Below are 19,895 nucleotides of genomic sequence, written 5' to 3'. Positions count from 1 at the left end.
CAGTGCACGATTACTACTTACTGGAAAATCTGATCCCAGAGGAAGAGCAGAAAATCGTACAAAAGGTACGTGAATTCGTCGACACCTATGTGGATCCTGTTATTAATGACTATTGGGAACGGGCAGAGTTCCCGTATGAGTTGCTCGAGCCGCTGGCGGAGCTGGGTGTTGTAGGCGGAGCAGTTGATGAATACGGTGGTCCGGGACTCTCCCCGCTCGCGACAGGTCTCGTGACTCGAGAGCTTTCGCGAGGCGACGGTTCTGTGAATGCATTCTTCGGAGTTCAGTCGGGGCTTACTATCGGTACTATCAATTTGCTCGCCAGCGAAGAGCAAAAGCAACGCTGGCTCCCTGATCTCTTAAAGCTCGAAAAGATCGGTTCCTGGGCTCTAACTGAGCCAGAACACGGTTCAGATTCAGTTGCACTTGAAACAACTGCAACGCGAGATGGCGACGTTTGGATTCTTAACGGCGAGAAGCGTTGGATTGGTAATGCTTCATGGGCAGATCTTGTAATCGTTTGGGCCCGTGACACGGCTGATTCGAAGGTGAAAGCTTTCGTAATTGAACAACCAAACAGGGGCGAGTATGTAAGTGGTTTTACAGCTCAAGTCATTACTGGAAAAGTTGGTAAACGCGCTATCCTGCAGCCAGATATTCAGTTAAAGGATGTCCGGGTTCCTGAGGAGAATCGATTGCCTGGAGCTAATTCGTTTCGAGATGTGAACCGCGTTCTCGCTCGAACTCGAGGAGGGGTTTCTTGGGAAGCCGTTGGGCATGCGGAAGCTTGTCTGGAAATTGCAACGGAATACTCCAAAACTAGGAATCAGTTTGGAAAGCCGATCGGTAGTTTCCAGCTGGTACAGAACAAGCTAGCGTGGATGCTTACAGAACTAACATCAATGCAATTAATTTGCCATCGAATGGCAGTCTTGCAGGAGTCAGGCGAATGGACCGTTGAAATGGCGTCGCTTGCGAAACTTCACACTGCCAGGAAGGGCCTCGATATTTGCGCGGCGGCAAAAGAACTTCTAGGAGGAAATGGTCTTCTGCTAGAAAACGATGTTGCTCGTCATATGACTGACATGGAAGTCGTGCATACATACGAAGGCACTGAGTTTATGCAATCGTTAATTCTGGGCCGTGACCTGACCGGAATTTCAGCATTCAAATAAGGTTTCAGAAGCTAACAAGGGGCCCGACCAGGAACTTCTGGTCGGGCCATCCTATTTTTAATGTGTACCAATGGAACGCGTGCTGCTTGGTCTTTAATTCTCCTGGCCTAGATAATTTTTGCCGCCTTTAGACTTTCTACCTGCAAAGGGTTTTCCTGTTCTGCTGAGTTAATCCAAACTACTTTTTGGAAGATCCGTGATCCCGTTGTTAGTTAGGTATCTCGAACCGGCACTTGTTTTACAAAAGACCGAATCGTGCACGAGTTTTCTCGACTAGTTGGTCAGCACTAATTTCTCCAGCGATGTAAGAATCAGTGTCGCTGTTGAATTCTTTGCTCGCTCTAAGGCCTTCAAGGGACAGAGAATGCTTCGCTTGATCGGCCCACATAGCTCTTTGACCGTGGGAGTACATAATCCGTTACCTTTCCGGCATATCACCCACACCCCATACCTCTTTGTATAATGTCACGCTGGGACACCTGTGAGGTCCGGTCCACGCGACGCCAGCGGAACTGGTGGCGTGTGGACGAATGTTTCTTCGAGTCGATGCTTTTCAAAGACTACCAAGAGCATCGGCTCACACAATGGAGGTCACTGTGGCTATCCGAAAATCAAAAATCAATTCCAGCTCCCTCTTGACGGTACTCGGGGGAGCAGCCGCCGGACTTACGGCGGGACTCCTCATCGCCGGTAGGAATCCCTGGTACACCCAATCGGAGACGTCGAGGGCGATCCACATTGAAACCGGCCCTATCTCTGAAATTCCAGAGGAAGCAGATGTCGTCGTTATTGGTGGCGGCATCTCCGGAATCTCCACCGCGCTTTACCTCAACGAACTCGGCCTGAAAACGGTCGTTTTCGAAAAGGGCAACGTCGGCAACGAGGCATCTAGCCGCAATTTCGGCTGGGTCTATTCCAATGCTCTCGCTGAAGACCTTCTGCACATGGCGGAACAGGCCAAGGAGCAATGGTTTGGATTCGCAGATCGCTTTGGCTTTGATGTCACCGCCCGTCGCACCGGTAATTTCACCCTCGCTCCCACGGAACAAGATCTCAATCAGCACCGCGAGTGGCTTTCCATGGCGAAAGAAAAAGCCCCAACCATCGACGCTCAGATCCTCAACAGAGAAGAACTGGAAAAGAAGGTTCCTGGCACGGGCAAGATGTTCGCGGGAGCACTCTATCAACCAAGCGACGGGATGGCCGAGCCCTCCCACGCCGTCCCGCTGATTGCCAAGGGAGCTCGCCAAGAAGGCGTGAAAATCTTCGAGCGCACTGCGGTCCGCGGTTTCGAGTACGCAGGCAAAGCGATAGACAAAGTTGTCACTGAACATGGCAGCATCCGCACGAAGAAGGTCGTTCTCGCAGGCGGTTCCTGGACCAGCTATTTCTTGAACAACCTTGGCATTAACCTGCCACAGCAGAACATCGCGTCGTCAATCCTGCGCTTCAGCGACGCGAAAGCAGGTCCGGGCGCGGCGCTGGGCGGCGACATCTTCTGGCGCGATGAGCTCCCAGGCACGGTGTCCATCGGTACCCTCCAACATGTCATCCCCGTGGAGATCAATAGTTTCAAGGTGCTTCCCGCATTCATGGGCTCACTCACCGAGCTACTTAAGGACCCGCTGAATGTCCCGCTGCGCATTTCGATTGGTTCTGATCTCATCAATTCACTCAAGCGCAAGCGCCATTGGCGCAATGATGAAGTCACCGAGTTCGAGCGCGTGCGCATGCTCACCAGCCGCCACATTCCCGCTGGTCATAAGAAGGTGTTCACGGCGATCGAGGAGGTCTTCCCCGACACCAAGAACGCCAAGGTCATCGAGAGGTGGGGTGGCAGCATGGACGCGCTTCCCGATTCCCTCCCAGTCATCGACGCAATTCACGACATCCCCGGCCTCTACGTCAACAGCGGATACGCCGGCGAAGGCTTTTCGCTCGGCCCGGCTGGCGGTCGCCTCATGGCACAGATCGTCGCAGGCAAGCAGCCTTCCATCGACCCGACATCTTTCCGTTTTAGTCGCTTCCACGACGGTTCGAAGCTTTCCATCTAAAGTTCAACCGTTTCGCATTTCGCTTTACGACGAGCTCCCGCCCCAAAAACATTCAAGAACTCCATTGAGTAGGTCGCTGAGGTGCGGGCGGAGCAATTACGCAGGCGCTTTGGCGGTGCACGATTACCTAGTGCCCGCCCAAGGCATTGAAAGCCTTGGCAATTGTTTGGAATGAAGGTTTTCCCTTTCGGTGTCGAGGTTGTCGCTCGGGTCCCATTTCTCAATTTTCAATTCCAAAGGCCAAATTTCTTGGCTTGTATTAGGTGAGTATTTGCTTTGTCATCGTCTTTAGTTTGAGAACTTTTAGCTCCGCAACAATTAAAAGTATCTTGTGGGATACAAAATGATGCTGGTTGGATCACTGCCAACAATTTATCCAACCGTTAACTAAGCGATTGTGCGGGTTGTCGAGGTTTTTCGATCTACTTAGATGATTTTGTCTAGTGACATAGTTTGCTGGCTCCCGTAGCATCAGCGGAATACAGTACCCAGCTATAACACGAAGCCACCAGATGAAGGAGACTCCTATGCGGAAGAAGATCGCGGCCCTCACCGTCGCAGCTACCCTCACGTTGGGTGTATCGGCGCCCGCCCCGGCGAACGCTCTTGTTCAATCCGCAGCAAGTAACTCATCGGCGTTGGTCGAGGATCCGGTTGCCGCAGCATGGTCACTGATCACAGGCCTGTTCTGGGCGCCGATCATCCTGTCGGCGATGGTGCCGTCGCTTCTTGGATTCGAACAGTGCAACCTGTTCGATACCCGCGGTTGTCACGCATAATTTACGCTTAACGACGAGCTAGCGCAGCAGCGGGCGTGACCACAGTGCCAGGGTTGCGCCCGCAACTGCTGCGAGCACTCCCATGAGCACGAGGGTGCCGGACACATGGCCAGCATCGACAACCACGGAACCCAGAGCGGAACCAGCGGCAATGCCCACCTGGTAGGTCACCACGTAAATGGACGAGGCGCGATCCTGGTTCGAGCGGCCAGCATGCAAGAAGATGGTGGTGGCCACGGTCGGCAGTGCGCCGTAGCCGATGCCGAAGACGGCGATCATGAGGAAGATCAGCGCCACCGAGGCAGGCATGTCCGCGCGGAAGGCAAGAATGCCCAGGCCAGAGGCGAGCACCAGCATGACTGCGACAAAAGCGTTGAGACGAAGCATGCGCCTGTCCACAAGTCGCGTTGCTAGCAGCACGCCGATCACGCCGAAGCCACCGAAGGCTGCTAAGCCAATAGCGACGAGTTCTGGGCCGGACGTGATCTCAACGATAAGGCCTAGGTAGGTGTAGGCGGCAAAAGCTGCGGTGACTATGAGCGTCAAATAAATCACCAACGAAGGCAGTGCACTGCGCTTTGCCGAACCCATTTGGTGGGCGCCTGTCTCCACGGCGGGCATCGTCGGCAAGCTGAAAAGCAGGGAGATAAAAGCGACGATGACCAACACTCCCAGCAACCACGTGGCCTGGCGCCACCCTAGGTGGCCGCCGACGAAAGTGGCCAGCGGAGAGCCGACGACGAGTGCCATGGTCGATCCCATGGAGACAACACCGATGGCTTTGCCCGCCGATCCATAGGGTGCCAGGCGGGCTGCCATGGGATTGACTACCGACCAGAAAAGTCCGTGGGTGAGAGCCGCGACGACGCGGGCAACAACGAGCATGGCGTACGACGATGCAGAGGCTTGCAGGATGATTCCCACCAGCAAGAACCCGAGCGTGACCATGAACAATGGCTTTCGATTAAATCTGCGGGAGTGGTACATCAGCGGGATGGTCACTACCGCGACGATGCCTGCATAGACGGTCATGAGCAGGCCGATTTGGCCTTCGGTCACGCCTAGATCTTGGGCCATCGGGGTGATCAGGCCCACGGCGAACATTTCGAAGGTGACGTAGACGAACGCGGCGAAACTCATGGAAATGAGTGGCACGTACGGGAACTTGGCGGTATTCACGCGCCTAACGGTACGACCATTACCTAGTTTCCGCCGAATGGAGAAAACTCCGTGTGTTATAGCTCACATCGCAGTAGAGTGAGGTCATGGAAAATCTTGACGCAAAAGCTCGTGACCTTCTAGCCAAAGCCATCAACCATCCACACGGCCGCGCGGCCAAAGTAGTCATTAACGAGGGCGTGTTGCGCCACACGGCGATCGCCCTTGCCAAAGGGGTGGAAACCTCAGAGCATGAGGCGCCGAAGTGTGAATCGATCTTGTTGCTCATGGGCGAGATTTCGGTGGGAGACACCAAGGTCCAGGAGGGCGAGTTCTTTGTGCCTAACCACCAACGTCGCACTGTCACTGCGCTGGAGCATTCGGTATTCCTGCTGACCACGGTGGTTGATTAGCGCTTATTTTGCATTGACTCGCTCCGAGACGCTTGCGGCCGCCTGTTTCGCGAAAGGGCCAACGCCCATAATCGTGTCCGCGCCGGGCCCGTTGGCCTCGGAGAATCCCACCAGGTACAGCCCATCAACTAGTGGCTGACCTGTGTCCAAGTCGACCAGTTTGCGCACAACCTTCCAAGCGGGCCTAAATCCCGTGCACCAGATCAAGTGATTGACATCCAACTCGTCTAAGTTTTCCACCATCGGGGTTGCCTTCAGTTTGCCGGAATCACGCGCCTTTAACACCTCGGGCACCATGATGATGTCGCCGAGTTGATCGACCCCACCCGGATCGGCCTCGCCGCGGGAGACCGCAAGGTAGCGTTCCCGGTTGCGCTTGAACAGATCGGAACCGTCGATGTCGTCGGGCATCCAGCGTGGTTCGCGCTGGGTTAGCCAGACTACATCGGCAACTTCGGTGAGTTCCGCGGCGATCTGCGCGCCGGAGTTCCCGCCGCCAACTACGGCAACCTTGGTGCCGCGGAAAATGTCCTTGCCTGGGTAATTCGCCGAATGCCAGAACTGGCCGGTGATGGTGCCGGGGTAGGAGGGGACGTATGGCGAGGACCAGATGCCGGTCGCGGTAACTACATTGTCGGCGGTGAAGGTTTCCGCCTGACCATGCGAATTATCCGCTGGACCTGCAGTAATAGTAAACAGAGAACCATCATGTTCCACCGAGTGCACGTGCATCGGGCGACGAATATTGAATTGGTAACGCTGCTCATACTTGGTGAAATAGTCCACCACATGCGAGCGCGGTGGGTAGCCATCGTAATGCGGCATCGGCATCCCCGGCAGATTGGAAAAACCCGAAGTGGAAAACAGGGTCAGTGAGTCCCAGTATTGCTGCCACGCGCCTCCGGGGCCGGGCTGATCGTCGAGAAGCAATGGCTCAATGCCCTGCTTGCGCAAGTAGTATGCCGTGGCAAGGCCCGCTTGACCTGCGCCGATGATGATAACTGGGTAGTGGCTCACGGAATCCATGATAGGTAATCGTGAGCCTCGCGGTGGCATTTAGGATTCGGTGAGCAGGTGGTGGGTCTCTTCGGTGGTTAATGCGGGGGCGGGGAGTGGGAGTTCTTCGGAACGATCGGTGCGCACGCTGTCGAGGAAGAGCCACAGGTGACGACGATAGAGCTGCTCTTCAGGGCCCCTCGCGGAGGCGACGGCGCTGCCGCGGGTGGCCTCGGCAATAGCGATGATGCCGATCTGGGCGAAAATGATGTCCGTTCCGGCGAGATCGGCGCGGACTTTTCCCTGGTCCTGGGCGCGCTCGACGAGCTGATTGACCAGCGGTGCTATTTGGTCGCGGCCCCAATCGCTGCTTTCTGCGGGCATCCACCGGCCGGAAAGTACTTGGGCTAAGCCGCGATCGTTGACTTGTACGGCGATGGAGCGCTCCATGTAGTCAACGAGCCCCTCCCAGGCGTCGGGTGTGGAAAGTGATTCGCGGAGGAAAGCAACCAGCTCTTCTACCTGCTGTTTGAAGATGGCCTCTATGAGTTCTTCCTTGTTGGCGAACCTGCGATAAGCGGTGCCAACGCCAACTCCGGCGTGGTGGGCCACGTCGTTTAGTGTTGCGCCAAGTCCCCGCTGGGCGAAAACTTCACGCCCCGCAGTGAGGAGTTTTTGACGGTTGAGCTCTGCGTCTTTGCGTAACGATTCTTCGGCCATATTTGTATCTTAGCCCACAAGTGGATTGACAATATCCATTTCGTGGTATTGTGAAATTAGTGGATACGAGATATCCGCTTAGGAAATGCTTGAAGAGCTTAAAACGACGAGGAGAAAACTCATGAACACTAACCCCAACCTCACCCTGAACAACGGCGTAGAAATGCCAGCTCTAGGCTTCGGCGTCTATCAGTCGAGTCCCGAAGATACGGTTTCTTCGGTCCAGACTGCACTGGAAACCGGCTACCGCTTGATCGATACAGCCTCGGCCTATTTCAACGAACGCGAAGTCGGTGAAGGCATGCGTCGCTCTGGCGTAGAGCGGAAGGATACTTTCCTGACCACGAAGCTATGGATCAGCGATTATGGTTACGACGAAACCATGGTCGCCTTCGATGCCAGCCTGCGTCGCCTCGGCACCGACTACGTCGATCTCTATCTGATGCACTGGCCTCTGCCAAAGGATTTTGAAAAGACCGTTGGGTCCTGGAAAGCCGTCGAGCAGATCTTGAAGGACGGTCGCGCCCGTGCGATCGGCATGTGTAACTCCAGCTCGCAGGATCTGGGCGCATTGGCCGATCGTACCGAGATCGTCCCGGCCGTAAACCAGGTGGAGCTGCATCCTTATTTCACGCAAAAGCCACTTGAGTCCTACGACAAGGAGCACGGGATTGTGACGCAGGCATGGTCGCCAATTGGCGGCGTCAACGTGTACTCGAGCGACGATCCGGCCGAGCAGAAGAACGTTTTGCTTGACCCAGCCGTGACCGAGATTGCCAAGAAGTATGGAAAGACCGCAGCTCAGGTAGTGCTTCGCTGGCACCTGCAGCAGGGGCGTTCCGCTATTCCAAAGTCGGTGCGACCCGAGCGCATCAAGGAAAACTTCGATGTCTTCGACTTCGAGCTCACCGACGCGGACCTTAAAGCCATCGACGCCTTGGACACCGGACTGCGTGGCGGCCCGGACCCAGCGCTGGTGGATACCGAGATGTTCCCGGCGGTGATTGATAACTCCTAGAAACCCCTAGTGCAACAACCGCCGCACCCGCGCTTCCTCTACCGCGGCGGTGCGGTTATCTTTTAGCGGGTCTTTGAAGCGTTGCTAATCGAGCCGACTTCGATAGTTGCAAAGATGCCAACCTGCGCTTCGTTACTAAGGTAATATTAAATCTATGGCCCGTCTGCTCGGCGGAGTCCAAAACTTTCTACTAGAGCGGGACGGCTCGCCAATAACTTCTCGAGGCGATCTTGGGGCCACAGCTCGAGGTGCGGATTTGTGTGCTGGTCATTATGAGCCTCTGCATACTTCAAAGCATCTACTGTGAAACTACCTGAAGTAGCAAAGACAATAATATGGAACTTCGAGTTCTGCCATAATTTAGTATCATCCACAGCTTTCATGATTTCATGGTGAGAAACACTTTTTGATTGCCAGTGCTTGGCTTGTACTAAGACCCTTTCTGTTCGAAATTCTCCAGCTCCAGTATCTGTTCTTCGTAGGCAGGATAGATCGCGACCAGAATCCGGTGCATTAGTTTTCTGGAGGCGTTCTACATTTTCGTGATTATCTAAATCACCGATGAGGTTGAAGAGGAGCGATTCAAACTGTTCGGCGTTCAAGTTTTTCCAAGCCAGTTGTAACGAAATTGGGCCAGAGAGTGGTTTTATTGCCTCGCTCATCAAATCGAAGTCTTCGGGTACAGGGAGTGGGTCGAAATCTGTAGCGCTGAGTGCGATGATGTCAGGTTTGATACTGGGCCAATCGATCGTTTGAATGTCGTGCCAGTCTTGGCCCTGTCCAAAATTTAGATGACGATTCAAATCTCCCCAGCGATCACTCTTCTTTGGCATCGAGTTCATCAGTAAGTCAATTTCACCGAAAGCATTTCGTAGTTTGAGTACATCTTCGCCTGTAACAACTTCGAAGGACATTCGGTCGACTCGGTCTACCACTAGCGGAAGCGTCGCTTCGGCTGATTCGATCAAAATCGCGGAGCGGTCTCGGACTGCTATTCGTCGAACTTTTCCAAGTTTATAACCATATTCTGCAAGATCGAGACCCGGCTTGTCGGCTGCAGTCCACGCGTCATAAGGAGGTAAACCCATTTCTTGATAAACCAGGAATGATCTTCCGAGGTCATCGATGTCTGGAAGCTCGTCGACAATTGTCGATCCTTCAATTAGGGGAAGTCCTTTTATAAGGTCACTCCAGGTACGACGTAAGTTCTCATACTCGGGTGTTGTCCCAGCGCTAGGGCCTTGTGGGATGTGTGGCTTTGCTTGTTCCCAAATATTTTCAAGCTTTCGTAATATTGCTTCGGTGCGATTAAGCCGATCGAGCATTTCTTTCAACTCCATGCCTGAGATTGTCCCACGGTATACAATCCCAGTCTGCAAATTCTCGCGCTGAAAATATTGCCTCGGAGGTTCAAACTCAACGAAGATCGCGTAGAACTCTTAAGTAAGAGCTAGTGCAACAACCGCCGCACCCGCGCTTCCTCTACCGCGGCGGTGCGGTTGTCCACACCGAGCTTGGTGTAAATATGCACCAGGTGCGTCTTCACCGTCGCCGCAGAAATGAACAGCGAGGCCGCAATCTCACGGTTGGATTTGCCCGTTTGCAGTGCCTGCAAGATCTCAATCTCGCGGGCGCTCAATGCTTGGTCAGGGCGCATCGTGCGCTCGGCCAGCACACCGGCAACCTCGGGAGAGAGCGTGCGACGGCGCTCTGCGGTCGCGACAACCGCGCGGTGCAGCTCCTCTTCGGGGGCATCTTTAAGCAGGTAACCCATGGCACCGGCCTCGATAGCTGCGACGATATCGGCCTGGGTGTCGTAGGTGGTTAGCACCAACACCGGTGGCCCGCCTGCCTCGCGAAGCTTCCGGGTCACCGCGATTCCATCAACCACAGGCATCTGAATATCGGTGATCACCACGTCGATGCCCGCGGGCATATCATCCACGGCGCGACCGTCCGAGCCTTCCGCGGCCACGTGCACGTCATCGAAGCTGTTCAAAATACTGCGCAGTCCCGCACGAACCACAGGGTGATCGTCGATAAGCATCACATTAATCATGAGCCTGTCCTTTCAGCCGTGCCGCAAGCACCGTACCGCTTGACGACGATTCCACCGCCAACTCACCGCCCGCCTCTTCGACTCGTGCGCGCAAGCCGCGCAGGCCATAGCCCGGCTCCGCGGAAATCCCGCGACCGTTGTCGAAAACATCGACGGTGATTTCATAGCCGACCTGCTCAATTGTCACCACGGCCTGGGTGGCCTGGGAGTGGCGCACCACGTTACTTAAGCCCTCGCGCACGACGCGCTCGGCGATGTCGGCCACTGGCCCATCGATGCCCGGAGAAACCGTGCACTGCACCGAAAACTTGTGGCCGAGCGCGCGCTGACGGGCTTCGGCCTGGCGCGCGAGCTCTCTAACGCGCTGCTCCAAACTTTGGCTCGCGGGGACCTCGCCGGCAACAAGCTGGCGTGCCTGATCGAGGTTGTCTTTCGCGGTCTCTTCGACCACGCGCAGGGTTTCGGCCGTGGCCTGTGGGTCAACCTGCAGAGTTTTCAAAGCCGAGCGCGTAAGCAGCACAATTGAGCTCAAACCCTGAGCGAGCGTGTCGTGGATTTCGCGCGATAGGCGGGTTCGTTCCTCCAACACTCCAGCTTCGTGTTGACTCTCTGCGAGCTCCTCGCGCGTATCCGCCAAGGTCTGGGCCAGCGCGCGGTAGTGTTCGGCATCGCGCTTGAGCGCTTCGTAGGAGTAGTAGATGACAATGGCCAAGACCGTGCCGATGGCAGGCCCAACGAAACCGCCTACGCCATACGCCGGGCCCGTCACCGCCACGGCCACAGCCCAGGCGATCACGGCCAGTACTGGCCCGAGAGGCAGCGGAACCAGGTACAAAATCAGAAAGACCAGCGGAAATAGCAGCCAGACAAATGTCGGGGCGAGCAACGTCATCCCCACCCAGAGCGCGGAAATGAGCGCCAGCCACGCCCAGCCCGCCGCTTTCGAGAAAGCAAGCCCGCGGTTGTGCCAGACGGTGCCCACAACATAGACCAGCGCAAACACCACGGCCAGAAGAACCGCGGGAAGGTTGCCCCAGGCGCCAGCAATACCAATGACCAATAGCAGCGCCACCAAGACGTGGAGGCCGATGCGCAGAAACAACAGGATGCGAGGGGTAGTGGTCACATCTCTTAAACCTAGTAACCCCGTGGTTGATCCAGGCTCAACCGATCGGTTGATTTTTCTTTCCACCGCTCGCGCGATGTGGAACACCCCTGCTCACGGCCACAATTAAGCACATGTTCGTTGGAATCAGAGACATCATTCACGCTAAAGGCCGCTTCGGGTTGATCGCCACCGTCGTCGGGCTGATCACCCTTCTCATCGTCATGCTCACCGGCCTGACCGCCGGCCTAGGTAAGCAAAACACCTCAGCCCTCGAGGCATTAAACCCGCAGTCGGTGGTCTTCTCCGACATGTCCGCGCCTTCGTTTTCCACCTCGCGCATCTCACCCGAGCTCGCCGCGCAGACACCGGGAACACCGCTGGGCACCACCCAAACACTCCTCGAGCGCGCCGACGGCACCCAAGCCTCCGTCGCGGTCCTCGGTCTACCCTCAGGTACGGTCCTGCCAGATGGCACGATGCTTCACGACGAAGCCATCGCCTCCTCTTCACTTGGCCTACAACCAGGTGAAACGATTAGCCTGGGTGCAGCGTACATCGACGTCGAGGCGAACGCCGCCGACCAGTACTATTCCCATTCGCCAGTGATCTGGGTGCCCACCGCAACGTGGCAGACCGCCACACACACCGATGCAGTGGGCACCGTGATGCTCAGCAGCGAACCCTCTGATGCCGGGCTCTCCCTCACACAGTCTTTCCAGGCGCTGCCTGCGTACAAATCTGAACAGGGTTCGCTGCAAATGATGCAGGGCTTCCTCTACGTTATCTCCGCCTTGGTCACGGTGGCTTTCCTAACCGTGTGGACAATGCAGCGGACCCGCGATCTCTCCATTCTCAAGGCAATTGGCGCCTCCACTCGCTACCTCATGCAGGACGCCCTCGGGCAGGCAGCGGTGATCCTGGGCGTTGGCGTAATCGTCGGCACGCTGCTCGCAGAGGGCCTTGGCGCACTCGCAGCCGGTGCCGTTCCGTTCTCGCTTACGGCAGTCACGATCCTGGGCCCGGCCCTGGGCATTTGGGCGCTGGGCATGATTGGTGCTGCCTTTGCCACCCGTTCCATCACGAAAATTGACCCTCAACTTGCACTCGGAGGAGTTGCCTAACATGTCTATTTTGACCATCGACGACGTCACCGTCACCTTCCCCGACGGCGCCACACGCATCACCGCCCTCGACCACGTCTCTCTGCAGGCCAACGCCGGAGAAATGACCTACCTTGTTGGCGAGTCCGGTTCCGGAAAGTCCACGCTGCTCTCCGTCGCTGCTGGCCTGACCAGGCCCGATACCGGCACCGTCACCGTGGCCGGAACTGAGCTCACCGCGCTGAAAGACACCGCCTCGGCGCGCCTCGAATCCATCGGATTTATCTTCCAGCAGGCCAATCTGATCAGTTCGCTCAGCGTCGCCGACCAGCTCCTCGTCACCGATCACCTACGCGGCCTGCGAGGTTCTGCACTTCGCGCCAGGCGCACGCGTGCCGACGAGCTCCTCGCCCGCGTCGGCCTCGCCGGTCTTGGCGATCGCCACATGCAGCAGCTCTCCGGTGGCCAACGTCAGCGCGTGGGCATTGCGCGTGCGCTGATGGGGGAGCCACAGCTTTTGCTTGCCGACGAGCCCACCGCCGCACTCGACGCCGCGCGTTCCCGCGACATTGTTGAGCTTCTTTCCTCGATCGTGGTCGATTCGGACGTGGCCTGCGTGTTTGTTACCCATGACCGTTCGCTGATCGGCGTGGGCGACGCGCCAACTCGCGTTGTGGAGGTGGCGGATGGGAAAGTGCGCGAGGTGGAAACTGTGGGCTAGCTGGAGTGGACTCAGTTGGGAAGCGCCGAATAGAGTTTCTCACACTCGAGACATTTTGCAAGTGATTCGTGATCTTGACGCGGAACGAAGTATTTGCCGCACAGACTGCGTACGGCGGAACCATTTATCGTCTTACCTGCGAGGTGTTTTCGGTGGCTATAGTGGCTCACTTCGCCAGGAACCGAACTGCCTAATTCGCCTGATTCAACCAGTTGAGAAAGGGTTTCGATTCTGCGGAGCCAGGTGCCGGGCTCTTCCATTGCCGAGAAAGTATTTCCGAAGCGATCCCAATTTTGCTCGGGCGGATTGATCGAGATCAAGATGCGGATTGTCATCGCCCAGAGCAGATTCGAACCGGCATACTTAGAATCTGGGTGAATTTCGATAAAGAATTCTTCCGTGTCGATAAAATCCTCGGAAGTTAATTCGACATGGGCTTGGGGCACTTCGAACTGGATCGTTGCGAAATGGCCCTGATTTTTGATCGGGTGGTCAATGGCTATGCGGGCAGTCCCACCAGAGTGGATGTCTTGGAGGATTTTAAGGACTTCCTGTTGAATATTCAGTTCCCATTCGGTACGAAGACGAGCAGCAGTTTCTCTCTTCAGAAGTTGATGGTCTTCCTCTGTCGGGAGCCATCGGTCTATCGAATCAGAATCGTTTTCGCGTTCGATTACCTTATAAAAATCGTCAGTGTCGAGATGACCACCCTTTGCAAGCCCAGCGACTAGTAACCAACAAACTCCATCGCTGGGGTCCTGCCAAACTCCACCCCGCCACTGGGACTGCTTGATTTCAAGAAGTTGCAGTTGCGTTGACGAGTGGATCCTCGTGACATAAATGTCATCTTCAGCGTTCTCACTAAACGATTCGACGGCTTTTCGAACAATAGGGTGGGGAAGTTCGCTAAGAGGATGAAGTTCGTCGAACTTGTCATCCTTGAGTAACCGAAGTGGATGTGGAGAGTCCCAATCAGAGGTTAGATCCTCACGGAGTACTCGTAACGTTGGTCTAGCCCGACGATTGTGCATGAAACTATGATCTCAAAGAGTCAGGCGAAATGGTGCCCAATAATATTTGAAGAACTAGAGCAGATCCGCGATCTCTGCATCGGCCGAAACTGTACTTTTCTGCTGACGAGAAAATCGCTCTGCAAGTTCGGAACGGTCGTGGTGTCGTTTTTGGGCGAATGCGAGAACGTCGTGTAATTGGATACGACGATCTCGGCCAACCGAGAAGTAGGAGATATCACCACGGTCTAGCAATTTGTAGAGGTGGGTTCGGCTCATGCCGAGGTGTTTGGCGGCTTGGCTCGGTGTGAGAGATTCATCTGAATCTGTAGCTACAATTTTCTCGCCTTCGCGAATGGAAGAAACAATTTGTAGAAGCAGGTCTCGAACCTCAGGAGATGCTTTAGATTCAGCAATCAGCTTAATTTCTTGAAGCTGGTCAGAGTGAATTTGAGAAGTGGGAATGGTGTGCATGATCGATTCCCTCCTTGCCTTTGAATGAATAAATCCCTGTATGGATGTCACAAATGAAACAGATGTCATAAATGACAGTAGTTTACTATTGAACACTAGTCCACTTGCGGAGCAAAAGCTAAGGCAAGCGCCAAAAAACCTAGCTCGGCGCGACAATCTCGTGAATGCGTTCGAGCGTTTGTGTGATCCCGCGGCGATTGCGACGCGGGAAGCCAAGCAGCTGCATCATGAAGCAGCGCTTTGAATTGCGTGCGTCCCATTCTTCGGTGACAATGGTGCCGCCTTCGACTGGCTTGAAGCGGTAGCGCCAGACGTAGTCGCCGCCTGGCTTCCAGGCAATGAGGCGTCCTTCTTCAATTTCCACGACAGTGTTTGTCATGCGGTAGCTCTTGCCCATTTTCATGTCTACGGAAAAGGAATCGCCGAGGGAGAGTTTCTCGGGGCCCTCGACGTTTGTTTCCTTGACGGTGCCGGAGCCGTCAATGCGGGGATGCTCGGCTGGATCTGCCACGAGATCGAAGATGGTCTGGGGTTCTGCAGGGATAAAGCGGTCAACTGACACAAAACAATTTTGCATACCCCCTAGGGTATCAGAAGGGTGCCGGGCGAGACTCAACCACCGATTTCATGATCAGGGTCGTAGTCAGTTTGAGAACGCCCGGGAGTGCGGTGAGCGACTCGTCGTAAAGCTTTTGAAATGCTGGAAGGTCCTTGGTGCTCACGCGCACGAGGAAATCTGGGTCGCCGAAGAGCCGGTCAACGTCGGTGACTTCGGGGATGGCGGCGATGGCTTCCTCGAATTCTTGGAGGATGGAACTTTCGCCGTCGCGCATGGTGATGAAGATGATTGTTTGAAATCCGAGCCCGACTGCCTCGGGGTTCAGCTTCGCGCGGTAGCTTTCGATCACGCCGGAGCGCTCGAGTTCGCGGACGCGGCGATGGCACGCTGAGACGCTGAGGTGGGTGGCGTCGGCGAGTGCGGTGATGGTCATGCGTGCATCGTCTTGCAGCAGAGAAAGAATCTTCCTATCGGCACGGTCCATATGGAAAATTATTGCACTGAACCGTCCGAAAATGGCGAAAGTAGAGAAAATATCCCTGCCAAAATGACCTATTCTTGCTCAATTGAGAATTGGGCAGGGAGAAGAAAACAGTGGATCTGAGTTTGGCCTTAAGTTTCTGGGGCATATCGCTCATGTTGAGCATCACGCCGGGAGCCGATTGGGCGTACATCATTGCGGCGGCGTTGAAGAATAAGTCGCCTCTGCCGGCGGTCATCGGCCTCTTAACTGGGCACTTCCTCGTAGTCGTGATTGTTTCGGCAGGCGTGGGCGCGGCCGTTGCTCAGTTCCCTTGGGTGCTGACGCTACTTTCGGTTGTAGGCGCGCTCTATCTGATCTGGCTTGGAATCGGGATGTTCCGCAACCCACCGACAATTGAAAGAGGCGAAGCCGTCGCCCAGGACTCGGTGTCCAAGCAGGCCCTGAAAGGTCTCGGCGTCAGCGGCCTAAATCCGAAGCTCTACCTGCTGATCTTGGTGCTCTTGCCGCAATTTGTGGATCCGAATCAATTCCTACCGGTGGGCGTGCAATTATTCGCCATTGGTTTGCTGCACATGGTTACGGTGTCGATAGTTTATGTGTGCGTGGCCTATGGGGCCCGGGCCCTGTTGCGTACCCGGCCAGGAGCTGCACGCATCGTGTCCTATCTTTCCGGCTTGATCATGATTGTGCTTGGCCTGGTGCTACTTGTCGAGCAATTAATTTGACGCAAACCTCCCGGGTGTTGTGCCCAGTAGGGAACGAAAGTGCCTGGTCAAATGGGCTTGGTCGTAGAATCCGGACTGTAGGGCAACCTCGCCGAGGGGTAGACCTTTGAGAAGAAGGGTGCGGGCGTGCTCGACGCGCAGGCTAATAACGTAGCGGTGCGGGCTGATCCCGAACGCCTTCGAGAATGAGCGCGAAAGGTGGCTCGGGTGGGTGTTGAGCTCGGCCGCTGCTTCTTCGAGAGTCGGGGTGTGGGGCAGGTGATCGTCGAGAAGCGAGCGAAAACGTCGCGCCAACGGGACATCATCGCGCTGCGCTGGGGACCCTGCGCCGAGGTGGGCGGAAAGCTGGTCGCACAGCGTGGCCAACTCGACCTCGGCGGCAAACTGGTCACCGGGCTGGAGCGCGTCGGTAAGGCGCCTGAAAGTACGCAGCGCCTGCGGATCGCTGATCAGGGGCGTGTCCACGCTGGCGCCGGTAAGGTGCGTCGGCAACCACTCCTCGTCCAAGTAAAGCGAGGTCTTTGCGTATTGCTTACCCCTTGCGGCGGATCGACCGGTGTGCGGGACGCGCGGCGGAAGCAGCGCAAGGCTCGCAGTGGGGATGTGGTGCGTTCTCCCGTCAAGCTCATAGGCGACGGCACCACGGTCGACCTCCATGAGCGACCACGAACTGTGGGAATGCACAGGATAAGCGTGGTCACGGTGAACTTCGCGGAGCACCTCGTGGATCTTGGGCACTGCGGGCTTCCAGGCGCGCGCGAGTTCCGCCGCGCCCGAACTGCCGTGCATACCCATGTCATAAATGTACAAGATCTTTGAAAGGCCCTGGGAAACACTAAGAGCATGACACCTTTAGCAGAGCACACCCGTCAGTTTATTTATCAGACCTTCGCCGAGCGTGGCGATGCTCCTTCGGTAGCCGAACTCGCACGCGTCCACGAAGTCACCCGCGAGCAGATGAACGAGGTGCTGCGCGAGTTGGCCGAGGCACACGCCGTGGTGCTAACAAGTGACGGCGATGCGATCCGCATGTCGCACCCATTTTCGGCCTCCCCCATGGCATTTACCGTCACCCCGCTCGACGGCTTCGATGATCGGCGCTGGTGGGGAGGGTGCGCCTGGGACTCCTTCGGTATGAGCGCCGCCGTGGGCGTTGACGTGCGCATCGACACCGCCTGCCCGCAATGTGGCACTCATCTGAGCTACACCGCCGGACCAACGCTTGCTCCCGAGGCGGATCTAGCCGTGCGATTCCCGCGCCCAGCCGCGCAGTGGTGGCCCGACGTCGTGCACACCTGCACTAATATTCGCACCTTCTGCAGCGCTGATCACGCCGCGGAATGGACGCAGAAGAACGCGCCAGGGGAGGGCTACGTTGCACCGCTCAAGCAAGTCTGGGACCTTGCGGTGCCATGGTACGGCGATAGGCTTGACGACGATTTCACGCCCCACTCTTCTGCTCAGAATCAACAGATTCTCGAAGAAGTTGGTTTGACCGGGGAGTTTTGGAAGCTGCCTTAGAGTCAGAAAGCGCAGCGACACCACCTGAGCCGATCTTGCACAGCTCGATCGATGTGGAGTTGGTGTCGTTATTGGGTTCCGAAACCATGCGCACAAAATAAACCTTGACAATAGTGTCAAGGTCAAGTCCCCGCGCTTCATGCAATTGTGCTTGACGACGATTTTACGCCCCACTTGTCTGCTGTCCTGAATCAATTCGCGTGCCTGTTTTGACGACCTCATGAAATAAATCTATATAACTGTATTGCAATGTTGATATGTTTGGGTTAGGGTTGAAGTCATGAGCGATGCACCAGACCTGAGTGAGGCGGCTCGGTTGTTCAAAGTATTGGGCAATGAGTCGAGGCTCAGACTCCTGCACTTAATCGGACAGGAACCTCGGGCCGTTGGAGCTCTTGTGGATGCAACAGGGATGTCGCAGCCACTAGTGTCTCAGCACCTTCGAACTCTGCGTCAAGCCGGGCTTGTCACAACTGACCGGCACGGCAACGAAGTGGAGTACAGCTTGGCGGACCATCACGTTTCCCACGTGATAGACGATGCAATTGCCCATTCCCAGGAAGAAAACTGACAAAAGGAGATAAATCATGAGCGACCACACAACTGCAGAGCACACTGTTGCAGAGCACAAGCACGGCGAAGGCTGCGGCCACGAGGCTGTCCAGCATGGCGACCACGTAGATTACATCCACGATGGCCACCGCCACGCTGAGCACGGCGATCACTACGACGAGCACGGCGAGAACTAAAAGAACTAAGTCGAAAGGCCTACGCGTCAAGCGGGGCCTTTTTGCTGTTTAAAGATAGCTATTGCTTGAGTGCAAGATCGAAATCTTCCGTGATCAGCGCCATATTGCATGCCGCTGCGGCGACATTACCGGCAGCGATCGACATTGGAACATTTGCACTCGGTTGGCAGACATTGCCCGCGAGCCAGACGCGAGGATTGCTAGTTTGTCCTTGCGCATTAACATTGATGAAGTTTCCTCCAAATGGCACATCGGTGCGCTCGAGCGAGAGCTGCTCAAGGTAACCGTCATTGGGCACCATCTGGCCATAGGTAAATGCTGCGTCGATGGTCTGGGATTCACCAGTGGCAAGTTCCACTTCAATTGGGCCATTGATTTCGCCACGCAGCGCCTTCACGGGAGCTGGTTCGATGCGAATTCCACGAGATTCCAGGCGAAGAACATGATCAAGGTCCAGCTCTCCCATTCCACCACTGAATAGCGTGAGCCGATCAGTCCACTGGCGGAGCATCTCGACTTGGTGAAGCCCGGCGGGGCTAAACCCGAGCACACCGATGCGTTGATCGGAAAACTCGTAGCCGTGGCAGTAGGGGCAGTGGGCCACATTATCGCCCCAACGCTCTGAAAGTCCTGGCACTGACGGGAGCTCGTCGTGAAGCCCTGATGCGCCGATCACTGCTCGGGTGAGATGGACGGATCCGTCGCTTGCCGTGACCTCGAGGAGGCGCGGGCTATCATCTGCTGTGTTGGGGACCTCACGCACGGTGGTTACTTCTTGGGCTGTGAATTCGATGCCGTAGATTTCACATTCAGCACGGCCCTTCGATACAAGCTCTAGGGGATTGGTTCCTTCGTTTCCAAGGACGGCGTGCATGTGGGAAGCGAATCGGTTTCTTGGCTTGCCGGTGTCAAAAACGAGAGTCTTTCGCCGTGCCCGCCCCAAAGTGAGGGCGGCGCTTAAACCGGCTGATCCGCCACCGACAACGATGACATCCCAATGGGAAGGTTGATTTGGTTCTGCCATTGGGCGCTCCTTAGATGGAAATGAATATTGTTTGCACTAAGTGTAGCG

General features: G+C 55.9%; 24 protein-coding genes. 11 read left to right on the top strand and 13 right to left on the bottom strand.

Translation table 11 applies throughout. From position 1 onward, the window contains the following. Positions 1-2: 2 nt before the first annotated feature. Positions 3-1,175 (top strand): acyl-CoA dehydrogenase family protein, encoded by a 1,173-nt coding sequence (locus tag ACXZ66_RS13425; RefSeq protein WP_458749430.1) that lies wholly within the window; start codon positions 3-5, stop codon positions 1,173-1,175. Between the two features lie 238 nt (positions 1,176-1,413). On the opposite strand, the gene ACXZ66_RS13420 is transcribed toward ACXZ66_RS13425, so the two are convergent. Further along, on the bottom strand, positions 1,414-1,563 hold the full coding sequence (locus ACXZ66_RS13420; protein WP_458751398.1) for an antitoxin VbhA family protein: 150 nt from the start codon (positions 1,561-1,563) through the stop codon (positions 1,414-1,416). 208 nt (positions 1,564-1,771) lie between these two features. On the opposite strand from ACXZ66_RS13420, the gene ACXZ66_RS13415 reads away from it, so the two are divergent. Both ACXZ66_RS13415 and ACXZ66_RS13410 read left to right on the top strand, forming a co-directional pair. Further along, positions 1,772-3,229, top strand: coding sequence for an NAD(P)/FAD-dependent oxidoreductase (locus ACXZ66_RS13415; protein WP_458749428.1), 1,458 nt, complete (start codon positions 1,772-1,774; stop codon positions 3,227-3,229). A 527-nt stretch (positions 3,230-3,756) separates the two neighbouring features. Further along, a complete protein-coding gene (locus ACXZ66_RS13410) occupies positions 3,757-4,008 on the top strand; it encodes a hypothetical protein (protein WP_458749426.1) in 252 nt (83 codons plus the stop codon). A gap of 18 nt (positions 4,009-4,026) precedes the next feature. Here the strand turns inward: ACXZ66_RS13410 and ACXZ66_RS13405 are convergent, their stop codons facing one another. Next, on the bottom strand, positions 4,027-5,148 hold the full coding sequence (locus tag ACXZ66_RS13405) for an MFS transporter (protein WP_458751396.1): 1,122 nt from the start codon (positions 5,146-5,148) through the stop codon (positions 4,027-4,029). Positions 5,149-5,273: 125 nt separating this feature from the next. Between ACXZ66_RS13405 and ACXZ66_RS13400 the strand changes: the two genes are divergently transcribed. Beyond that, positions 5,274-5,579, top strand: a complete 306-nt coding sequence (locus ACXZ66_RS13400) for a cupin domain-containing protein (RefSeq protein WP_458749425.1) — start codon at positions 5,274-5,276, stop codon at positions 5,577-5,579. 3 nt (positions 5,580-5,582) lie between these two features. Here the strand turns inward: ACXZ66_RS13400 and ACXZ66_RS13395 are convergent, their stop codons facing one another. Together ACXZ66_RS13395 and ACXZ66_RS13390 are read right to left on the bottom strand one after the other, a co-directional pair. After that, on the bottom strand, positions 5,583-6,605 hold the full coding sequence (locus ACXZ66_RS13395; protein ID WP_458749424.1) for an FAD-dependent oxidoreductase: 1,023 nt from the start codon (positions 6,603-6,605) through the stop codon (positions 5,583-5,585). A 30-nt stretch (positions 6,606-6,635) separates the two neighbouring features. Further along, entirely contained in the window at positions 6,636-7,295 is a 660-nt protein-coding gene (locus tag ACXZ66_RS13390) for a TetR/AcrR family transcriptional regulator (protein WP_458749422.1), read from the bottom strand. Between the two features lie 121 nt (positions 7,296-7,416). Here ACXZ66_RS13390 and ACXZ66_RS13385 point away from each other — a divergent pair, with 121 nt between their 5' ends. Beyond that, positions 7,417-8,313 (top strand): aldo/keto reductase, encoded by an 897-nt coding sequence (locus tag ACXZ66_RS13385; protein ID WP_458749421.1) that lies wholly within the window; start codon positions 7,417-7,419, stop codon positions 8,311-8,313. 152 nt (positions 8,314-8,465) lie between these two features. On the opposite strand, the gene ACXZ66_RS13380 is transcribed toward ACXZ66_RS13385, so the two are convergent. The 3 genes from ACXZ66_RS13380 to ACXZ66_RS13370 form a co-directional block, all read right to left on the bottom strand. Next, positions 8,466-9,653, bottom strand: coding sequence for a restriction endonuclease (locus tag ACXZ66_RS13380; RefSeq protein WP_458749419.1), 1,188 nt, complete (start codon positions 9,651-9,653; stop codon positions 8,466-8,468). A 110-nt stretch (positions 9,654-9,763) separates the two neighbouring features. Next, entirely contained in the window at positions 9,764-10,372 is a 609-nt protein-coding gene (locus tag ACXZ66_RS13375; protein ID WP_458749417.1) for a response regulator transcription factor, read from the bottom strand. Then, positions 10,365-11,498 (bottom strand): sensor histidine kinase, encoded by a 1,134-nt coding sequence (locus ACXZ66_RS13370; protein WP_458749416.1) that lies wholly within the window; start codon positions 11,496-11,498, stop codon positions 10,365-10,367. The genes ACXZ66_RS13375 and ACXZ66_RS13370 overlap by 8 nt, the downstream gene beginning before the upstream one ends. Before the next feature lie 113 nt (positions 11,499-11,611). Here ACXZ66_RS13370 and ACXZ66_RS13365 point away from each other — a divergent pair, with 113 nt between their 5' ends. Together ACXZ66_RS13365 and ACXZ66_RS13360 are read left to right on the top strand one after the other, a co-directional pair. Next, the gene (locus tag ACXZ66_RS13365; RefSeq protein ID WP_458749415.1) at positions 11,612-12,601 is read left to right on the top strand and encodes an ABC transporter permease; all 990 of its coding nucleotides are present in this window, start codon (positions 11,612-11,614) and stop codon (positions 12,599-12,601) included. 1 nt (position 12,602) lies between these two features. Then, positions 12,603-13,301: an ABC transporter ATP-binding protein gene (locus tag ACXZ66_RS13360; RefSeq protein WP_458749413.1), complete on the top strand. Its 699-nt coding sequence runs from the start codon at positions 12,603-12,605 to the stop codon at positions 13,299-13,301. A gap of 11 nt (positions 13,302-13,312) precedes the next feature. On the opposite strand, the gene ACXZ66_RS13355 is transcribed toward ACXZ66_RS13360, so the two are convergent. The 4 genes from ACXZ66_RS13355 to ACXZ66_RS13340 form a co-directional block, all read right to left on the bottom strand. Beyond that, positions 13,313-14,332, bottom strand: coding sequence for a DUF3039 domain-containing protein (locus ACXZ66_RS13355; RefSeq protein ID WP_458749412.1), 1,020 nt, complete (start codon positions 14,330-14,332; stop codon positions 13,313-13,315). Between the two features lie 54 nt (positions 14,333-14,386). After that, complete coding sequence (locus tag ACXZ66_RS13350) at positions 14,387-14,785, bottom strand: helix-turn-helix domain-containing protein (RefSeq protein WP_458749410.1); 399 nt, start codon at positions 14,783-14,785, stop codon at positions 14,387-14,389. Positions 14,786-14,924: 139 nt separating this feature from the next. Beyond that, positions 14,925-15,362 (bottom strand): SRPBCC family protein, encoded by a 438-nt coding sequence (locus ACXZ66_RS13345; protein WP_458749409.1) that lies wholly within the window; start codon positions 15,360-15,362, stop codon positions 14,925-14,927. Between the two features lie 13 nt (positions 15,363-15,375). Next, positions 15,376-15,828 carry an Lrp/AsnC family transcriptional regulator gene (locus ACXZ66_RS13340; protein ID WP_458749407.1) on the bottom strand — a complete coding sequence of 151 codons (453 nt, stop codon included), beginning with the start codon at positions 15,826-15,828 and terminating at the stop codon, positions 15,376-15,378. Between the two features lie 152 nt (positions 15,829-15,980). On the opposite strand from ACXZ66_RS13340, the gene ACXZ66_RS13335 reads away from it, so the two are divergent. Next, a complete protein-coding gene (locus ACXZ66_RS13335) occupies positions 15,981-16,553 on the top strand; it encodes a LysE family translocator (RefSeq protein ID WP_458749406.1) in 573 nt (190 codons plus the stop codon). Here ACXZ66_RS13335 and ACXZ66_RS13330 read toward each other — a convergent pair. Continuing rightward, complete coding sequence (locus ACXZ66_RS13330; protein WP_458749404.1) at positions 16,545-17,348, bottom strand: helix-turn-helix transcriptional regulator; 804 nt, start codon at positions 17,346-17,348, stop codon at positions 16,545-16,547. The genes ACXZ66_RS13335 and ACXZ66_RS13330 overlap by 9 nt on opposite strands. Before the next feature lie 48 nt (positions 17,349-17,396). Between ACXZ66_RS13330 and ACXZ66_RS13325 the strand changes: the two genes are divergently transcribed. The 3 genes from ACXZ66_RS13325 to ACXZ66_RS13315 all read left to right on the top strand — a co-directional run bounded on the left by ACXZ66_RS13325 (position 17,397) and on the right by ACXZ66_RS13315 (position 18,823). Next, positions 17,397-18,074: an alkylmercury lyase family protein gene (locus ACXZ66_RS13325; protein ID WP_458749402.1), complete on the top strand. Its 678-nt coding sequence runs from the start codon at positions 17,397-17,399 to the stop codon at positions 18,072-18,074. A 280-nt stretch (positions 18,075-18,354) separates the two neighbouring features. Continuing rightward, entirely contained in the window at positions 18,355-18,645 is a 291-nt protein-coding gene (locus ACXZ66_RS13320; protein WP_458749400.1) for an ArsR/SmtB family transcription factor, read from the top strand. A 16-nt stretch (positions 18,646-18,661) separates the two neighbouring features. Continuing rightward, positions 18,662-18,823, top strand: a complete 162-nt coding sequence (locus ACXZ66_RS13315; protein ID WP_458749399.1) for a zinc transporter permease — start codon at positions 18,662-18,664, stop codon at positions 18,821-18,823. Positions 18,824-18,881: 58 nt separating this feature from the next. On the opposite strand, the gene ACXZ66_RS13310 is transcribed toward ACXZ66_RS13315, so the two are convergent. Further along, positions 18,882-19,847, bottom strand: coding sequence for an NAD(P)/FAD-dependent oxidoreductase (locus ACXZ66_RS13310; protein WP_458749397.1), 966 nt, complete (start codon positions 19,845-19,847; stop codon positions 18,882-18,884). Positions 19,848-19,895: the final 48 nt, after the last annotated feature.

The sequence above is a fragment of the Corynebacterium sp. S7 genome, assembly GCF_054401105.1.
This window is presented reverse-complemented; position numbering and strand designations above follow the sequence as displayed.